Below are 6377 nucleotides of genomic sequence, written 5' to 3'. Positions count from 1 at the left end.
CACCAGGCGGGACTTGCCGATTCCGGCCTCGCCCTCGATCAGCACGACGGCGGGCGGGTGCCGGACGGCGGCCAGCAGCAGGCCGAGCTCGCGCCGACGGCCCACGAACGTGAATCGCCCGCCCGCGGGTACCGGATCCTGGCTGCTCGGCCGTGCCACGCAATCACCTTCCCTGCGTGGCCACGCTAGATCCGGCGCCGAGCTGCGGCAAGCGATCGGTGGGAGCGGGCGGGAACCGGACGGCTCCGAGGAGGCTCAGTACAGGTGTTCCGGCGCGGCCGGTACCTGGGCGAGGGACAGCTCCACCTCCACCCGGGTGCCGCCGACCGTACGCCACAGGGCGCAGTTGTCGGCGTACTCCTCGACCAGTTGCAGGCCCCGGCCGCCGCATGCCGGATCGTCGACCAGGTACGGGTCGCCCCCGCGCGTGGCCGGGCGGGTCCGCCAGCGGCCGTTGTCCATGACGTGCACGGTGAGGGTGCCGGTGTCCACGGTGAGCAGCAGGGTCACGTCCGGGCCCCCGCTGTGCCGGACCGCGTTGGTGACCAGTTCGGTGACGACGAGCGCCAGTGCCTCGACGATGTCCACGGAGACGTCCCAGCGCCGCGCCGAGGCCCGGGCGAAATGCCGCAGGGCGGGCACCGAGGTGGGGACGGCGGGCATGGTGCAGGCGGACGTTCTCCGGTGGCCGAGGACGGCGGTGGCGGTGGGGGTGACGGTGGCGAGCATCTCAGGCTCCAGGGGTGTGGGGGTGAGCCTTTCTGCTTGCAAGGCTCGCCGCCGGGACCGTCCGGGAACAATGCGGAGCCCCTATAGATACGGGTACGCAAACTAAGACCGACCGGCAAATGGTGGGCGGCGTCGCGTCGCCCGGGCTGTCGCCTGGACGGCTTCTCCTCAGTCGCCGCAGCTCCGCTGCTACTCCCTCGTCGNCGCCTACCTGCGCACCACCAGGCTGCAGGGCGTCAGCATCGCGCCCGGCTCGGCCGGCCCGGAGCTCTTCGACCATCTCACGGCGGCCACCGCCCCTTAGACCGACCGGCAAATGGTGGGCGGCGTCGCGTCGCCCGGGCTGTCGCCTGGACGGCTTCTCCTCAGTCGCCGCAGCTCCGCTGCTACTCCCTCGTCGGCACCGCCCAGACTCGGCCCGGACGCCGCTCCTTCATCCGCCCACCATTTGCCGGTCGGTCTAACCCGCCAGAGACCCCGGTCAGCCGGTCGGTCGGTCCAGCCACTCCAGGGTGCGGCGCGCTTCGGAGGCGAGTGGGTGGTGGGGGCCGAGCCGGCGTTCGGCGTCGACGAGGAGCTGCATCAGCAGTGTGCGGGCCTCGGTGCGGTCGCCGGCCCGCACGAGCAGGTGTGCCGTCCGGTGGCGGGTCTCCAGGGCGAGTGCCGGGTCGGCGGTGGCGAGCCGGTCCAGGTGGGGGAGCAGGGAGCGGTACTCGGCGAGCGCGGTGGCGTGGTCGCCGAGGTGTTCCAGGCACTGCGCGGCCTCGACGCGGAAGCGCAGGGTCTGCGGGGCGGCCGGACCAGCCTCGGTGCTGGACCGGTCGGCCAGCAGCCGCAGCTCCGCGAGCGCGGCCTGGAACCGGCCGGCCTCCAGCAGGGTGGCCGCGTACTGCTTCCGCAGCATGAGGACGACCGGTGAGTGCCGGCCGTGGGTCTCCACGGCGGTGGGCAGTGCGGCGCCGAGCACCTCCACGGCCTGCGTGATCCGGCCGGTGTCCAGCAGCCGTCCGGCCTCCTCGACGGCGGCGGCGATGGCGGCCTTCCCTGGGTTCGGCGCGGACGGTCCAGGATGCGGGACCGGAGCGGGCGGCAGCGGCGGGCGCGGCGGCGCGTGGTGCCAGGGCGCGTACGGCTGCCGGAACGGCCGGGTCGGATCCATCGGCGCACCCGGGCTGTCGAGGGGGTGCGAGGCCGGCCCGGGCAGCAGGGGCTCCAGGGCCCGGTAGACCTCTGCCGCATCGGCCGGCCGGTCCCGCGGGTCCTTGGCCAGCAGCCGCAGGACCAGCGCCTCCAGCGGCTCCGGCAGCTCGGGCCGGCTCCGGCGCAGTGGCGGGGGCGGCTCGTGGAGGTGCTGGTGCAGCACTCCGAGGGGCGAGGAGCGGGTGAACGGGACGGTGCCGCTGAGCAGTTCGTGCAGGATCACGCCGAGCGAGTAGAGGTCGGTGCGCGGGCCGACCTGCTCGCCCATGGCCTGCTCGGGCGCCATGTACGCGGGGCTGCCGATGGGTGCGCCGGTGAGGGTGAGACGGGTGGTGTCGGCGTCCAGCAGGGCGGCGAGACCGAGGTCGAGCACGACCAGGGTGCCGTCGGGGCGGATCATGACATTGCGCGGCTTGAGGTCCCGGTGCACGGCCGGCACCGCGTGCACGGCGGCCAGCACCGGACAGAGCTGCGCCACCACGGCGACCGCCCACTGCCAGGGGTAGGGGTCCTGCTCGGCCAGGTGATCGGCCAGGTCCGCACCGTGGACGTACTGCATCACCAGGCAGAGATCGTCACCGTCGCTCGCGGCGTCGTGCACGGTGACCAACCCCGGGTGGTCGACCTGGGCGGTGATCCGGCACTCCCGGGCGAACCGCCGCCGCAGCTCGGCGGACTGCTCCGAGCCCGGAATCCGGTCCGGCCGAAGCAACTTGACGGCCACCCGCCGGTCCAGGGTGCGGTCGTGCGCCGCCCACACCTGGCCCATGCCGCCCTGCCCGACGAGCGTCGCCAGCTCGTAGCGCCCGGCGACGAGCCGGCCCCTCACGACCCGTCCTGCTGCCGAAGGTATGCGCTCAACTCGTCGAGACCGGCCCGGACTTCCCCGATCCGGTCCTGGCGAGGTATGCCGAAGGGCGGGTAGCCGGGCGGCGCCGGCGGGCCGGGCACGAGGTCCGCCGGCCGGGCCGTACCGGGCGCCCGCCGCGGGTTCAGGTCGACGGCGAGGAAGTACGCCGAGGCGGCGACAGCGTCCGCGAGCAGGATCACCATCCCGAGGTGGCTCCGCCAGTCGTTCATGGTTCCGACCAACGCCATGCCGCCGATGGACGCCGCCGCCGCGCCGCCGAACAACAGCCAGTCACGGCTGCGGCGGTGGACGAGCGCGGGCCACAGCATCGGTATCCAGGACAGCATGCCCACGCTCACCACCGGAACGGCGGCCAGGACGATCCGCAGCAGCATGATCCCCGCCCGGACGGCACGTCGACGCGCCGGCGGTGTCGGGACGGGGCCGTACATGGCTGGACTCCTGGGCGGCGGAGGGCGGTCGGCGGATGCCGGGGTCAGCCTACCGATCCCGCCGCCGCCCGTCCGCCGCTCTCACGGCGGGCTCGCACTGCCGTCGGTCAGCCCGTCGTACAGGCCCTGGACGAGCAGCTCGCCCAGTCCGGCGGCCAGCCGGGACGCCTCCTCGAAGGCCGCGACGGCGCGGAACCGTTCGCCGTAGCGCCGCTGGTCGGACGGCGGCAGCCGGGGTACCTGGAGCCGGCGGACGTCGAGCCGGGACGCGGACGAGGTGAAGCTGCTGGCCTGCCGGTTGTTCGCGGTGCCGCGCAGGAACCCGGCGAGGAACCACGGATCCAGCACGGCGGGGTCGGGTCGCAGCAGGTACACGTTGCGGCCCAGCACGGCACCGGCCGTGGCACCGTCGATCACCCGAGTGGTGGCGCCCTGGCCGAGCACGGGGACCACCACGTCCCCGGCCTGGACGAGCACCGGGTCCTCCGGCTCGCCCTCGGGCAGTACGCCGGACGGTGCGCCGCCCGTCACGATGTCGTGCTCGGTCAGCACCGGGGGGCTGCCGACCGGGCCGGCTCCGGCGCCGCCGGCCCGCATCAACAGGGCTCCCGTGCGGGCCAGTTCGCCGAGATTCGTCATCGCCCAGTGCGCGGGAGCGCCCTGCGGGCCGGCGGTCGGCGCCAGTTCCCCGGCCCGCCGCAAGGCGTCGGTCAGCTGATGGTGGATGCCGTCCAGGCCCGCCGCGCCGGTGCCCGGTGCCTGCGGCGGAAGGTGCCGGGCGGGGGTCACGTCCACGTCGTCGTCCAGCAGGTCGACCAGGGAGACGGTACGGCAGACGCCGGGCTGGTCCGGTGCGCAGCCGTCCCGGTCGAAGGCGTGCCAGGCCTCCAGCACGGTGCTGCGCAACTCCGGCCAGGGCAGCCGGTCCTGACCTTCCGTCCGGTCCGCGACGTTCACCACCAGCAGTTGCTGCGGCTGCGGGGCGGCCGCCCCGGGCCGGCGCAGCACCCACAGGTGCAGCGGGATCCCGAACGGCGGGGCCACTCCAGCGGGCAGTGCGCCCCGCCGCAGCAGGTCCGCCCGGATCCGGCGGCCCGACCGGCGGGACGCCGTCGCGGGCGGCATCAGCAGCACCGCGGAGCCGTTGTCGCGCAGATGGGCGAGGGCGTGCTGCACCCAGGCCAGCTCGGACTCGGTCCGCGGCGGCAGCCCGTACTCCCACCGGGGGTCGTAGGCGAGTTCCTCGTGTCCCCAGGCGCGCTCGTTGAACGGCGGGTGGCACAGCACGGCGTCCGCGCGCAGGCCGGTGTGCGCGTCCGCGCGCAGGCTGTCGCCCACCCGGATCCGTACGGAGGCGTCCGTGTGCAGGGCGAGCCGGAGCGCGGTCAGTGCGGCCAGGTCCGGGTCGGCCTCCTGGCCGACCACGGTGCCGGCGGGGCCGGGTGACCGGAGCAGGCCGCCGAAACCGCAGGCTGGGTCCAGCACCAGGTCGGCCGGGCCGGCGAGGTCGGCCATCAGGTCGGACAGCGGTGCGGGGGTCAGGGTGTACTGACGAGGCCCCGACTCCAGATGACGGCCGATCAGGAACTCGTACGCCTGATCGGCGCCCAGTTCGTTCGCGAGCTCCGCGCAGCCGCGTACCAGGGCCAGCCGCTCCGTCAGCCCGGGCCCGTCCGGTACGGCCACCGGGTGGTCCTCGCCCAGCCGGGTGCGGAGGGCCTCGGCGAGCAGGTCGGGCAGTTCGCCGCCGAGGCGGCGGTCGTCCGCGGTGAGCAGCTGCCGCCACGGGGCCGGCCGGTCGTGCAGCAGCAGGACGGCGCCGACCAGGCGCAGTGCGGTGGCGGCTCCGCCCGGATCCTGTTCGACCTGCTGCCAGACGCGTTCCCGTAGCGGGACCTGGTCCAGCTTGCCCTGGTGGCGGAGCCACTGCTCCACCTCGGCCAGGTCGAAGACCGGGCTGGTGTCGGTGCCGCCGACGGGCTTGGGGAAGTCGGTGTGCCTGCGCCGCCAGTTGCTGACCGCGGCGCGACCGACGGCGGCGAACCGGGCGATCCCGGCGGCGGTGACTTCTGTCCTGTTCTCCGGCACTGAGCGGGCCCTCCCCTGGCGACACGATGACTGCGTCCGATCCTACAACCTTCCTCACGGAGAGATTGAGTGTTGACGCGGTTCACAGCTCATGTTGTTATTGGCGCGCCACTCACCGGGTCTTCTCGTTCGAAAGGTGCACACCCCTCATGTCGCAACTGTTCCGCCGGACCGCCCTCCTCGCCTGCAGCGCCGGCGCGATCCTCGGCCTCGGCGCCTGCTCCCCGGGAACCGCAGGCCACTCGGACGCCCAGGCGGCCCCGTCGGCATCCGTGAGCGGATCGTCCGCCGCGCCGATCCCCGGCCCGGCCGCAGGCACCGACGGTCTGCCCAACGGGACCAAGCTCAACGCCATGCTGCTGCCGGCCGACGCGATTCCCCAGCAGCTCAGGCTGGACCCCAGCGGTAGCCGGAGCACCGGCGACGGTTTCAACCCGCCGCTCTCGCCCTCCGCCGTCCCGGCCGAGCAGGCGTGCGACATGCTCAACGGCTCGGCCTGGGTCAGGGTGGCCGGGATCAGCAGCGCGTCCTTCGCACAGAACGACTACATGGACGACTCGCAGGACATGTTCGCCCAGGAGGTCGAGGCCTACCGGGGCAGCGACGCGCAGACGGTGATGGCCAACCTCAAGCAGGTCCTCACCGCGTGCCACACCTTCACCTCGGAGCAGAACGGCCAGAAGTACCCCGCGACCGTCACCCTGAAGAGCCTGCCCGGCGTCGGGGACGAGGCGTTCCAGGCGGTCATCACCTCGCCGGACTGGACCGGGGGCAGCACGGCGGTGGCCGTCCGGGTCGGCAGCGTGGTGGTGACGACGTTCTACAACGACCAGAAGTCCACCGGAGCCGCCGGGGTGGAGCTCACGAAGGCCCTGGTCAAGAACGTCATCGCCGCGCACTGATCGCCACTCGGGCGGGTGGGGGCCCGGACGGCAGGCCGGGTACTGGGGTGGCCCAGGGTGACGAGGGGGCGGGCACGGTGGAGGCAGTAACCGGAACGGCCGGGCGAGGCCCGGGCGAAATGCCGCAGGGCGGGCACCGAGGTGGGGACGGCGGGC

5 protein-coding genes are annotated in these 6377 nt (G+C 73.9%); 1 reads left to right on the top strand and 4 read right to left on the bottom strand.

What is annotated here, in order from left to right; genetic code table 11:
* Window positions 1-255 precede the first annotated feature (255 nt).
* The 4 genes from ASC99_RS19200 to ASC99_RS19185 all read right to left on the bottom strand — a co-directional run bounded on the left by ASC99_RS19200 (window position 256) and on the right by ASC99_RS19185 (window position 5319).
* The gene (locus tag ASC99_RS19200) at window positions 256-729 is read right to left on the bottom strand and encodes an ATP-binding protein (RefSeq protein ID WP_057233651.1); all 474 of its coding nucleotides are present in this window, start codon (window positions 727-729) and stop codon (window positions 256-258) included.
* Between the two features lie 481 nt (window positions 730-1210).
* Entirely contained in the window at window positions 1211-2758 is a 1548-nt protein-coding gene (locus tag ASC99_RS19195; protein WP_057233648.1) for a serine/threonine-protein kinase, read from the bottom strand.
* Window positions 2755-3231 carry a hypothetical protein gene (locus tag ASC99_RS19190; protein ID WP_057233646.1) on the bottom strand — a complete coding sequence of 159 codons (477 nt, stop codon included), beginning with the start codon at window positions 3229-3231 and terminating at the stop codon, window positions 2755-2757. Before ASC99_RS19190 ends, ASC99_RS19195 begins: the two co-directional genes overlap by 4 nt.
* Window positions 3232-3312: 81 nt before the next feature.
* Window positions 3313-5319 (bottom strand): N-6 DNA methylase, encoded by a 2007-nt coding sequence (locus tag ASC99_RS19185; RefSeq protein ID WP_057233644.1) that lies wholly within the window; start codon window positions 5317-5319, stop codon window positions 3313-3315.
* 149 nt (window positions 5320-5468) lie between these two features.
* Between ASC99_RS19185 and ASC99_RS19180 the strand changes: the two genes are divergently transcribed.
* Window positions 5469-6221, top strand: coding sequence for a hypothetical protein (locus ASC99_RS19180; protein WP_057233642.1), 753 nt, complete (start codon window positions 5469-5471; stop codon window positions 6219-6221).
* Window positions 6222-6377 lie beyond the last annotated feature (156 nt).

The sequence above is a fragment of the Kitasatospora sp. Root107 genome (genome assembly GCF_001424875.1).
Lineage (GTDB): Bacteria > Actinomycetota > Actinomycetes > Streptomycetales > Streptomycetaceae > Kitasatospora.
The sequence above is the reverse complement of the archived record's forward strand: the minus strand, read 5'-3'. Positions and strand labels throughout refer to the sequence as shown.

Bases quoted from the DNA above. Each gene is read 5' to 3' on its own strand.
- ASC99_RS19200 (WP_057233651.1), bottom strand. From the start codon at position 729: ATGCTCGCCACCGTCACCCCCACCGCCACCGCCGTCCTCGGCCACCGG.
- ASC99_RS19190 (WP_057233646.1), bottom strand. From the start codon at position 3,231: ATGTACGGCCCCGTCCCGACACCGCCGGCGCGTCGACGTGCCGTCCGG.
- ASC99_RS19180 (WP_057233642.1), top strand. From the start codon at position 5,469: ATGTCGCAACTGTTCCGCCGGACCGCCCTCCTCGCCTGCAGCGCCGGC.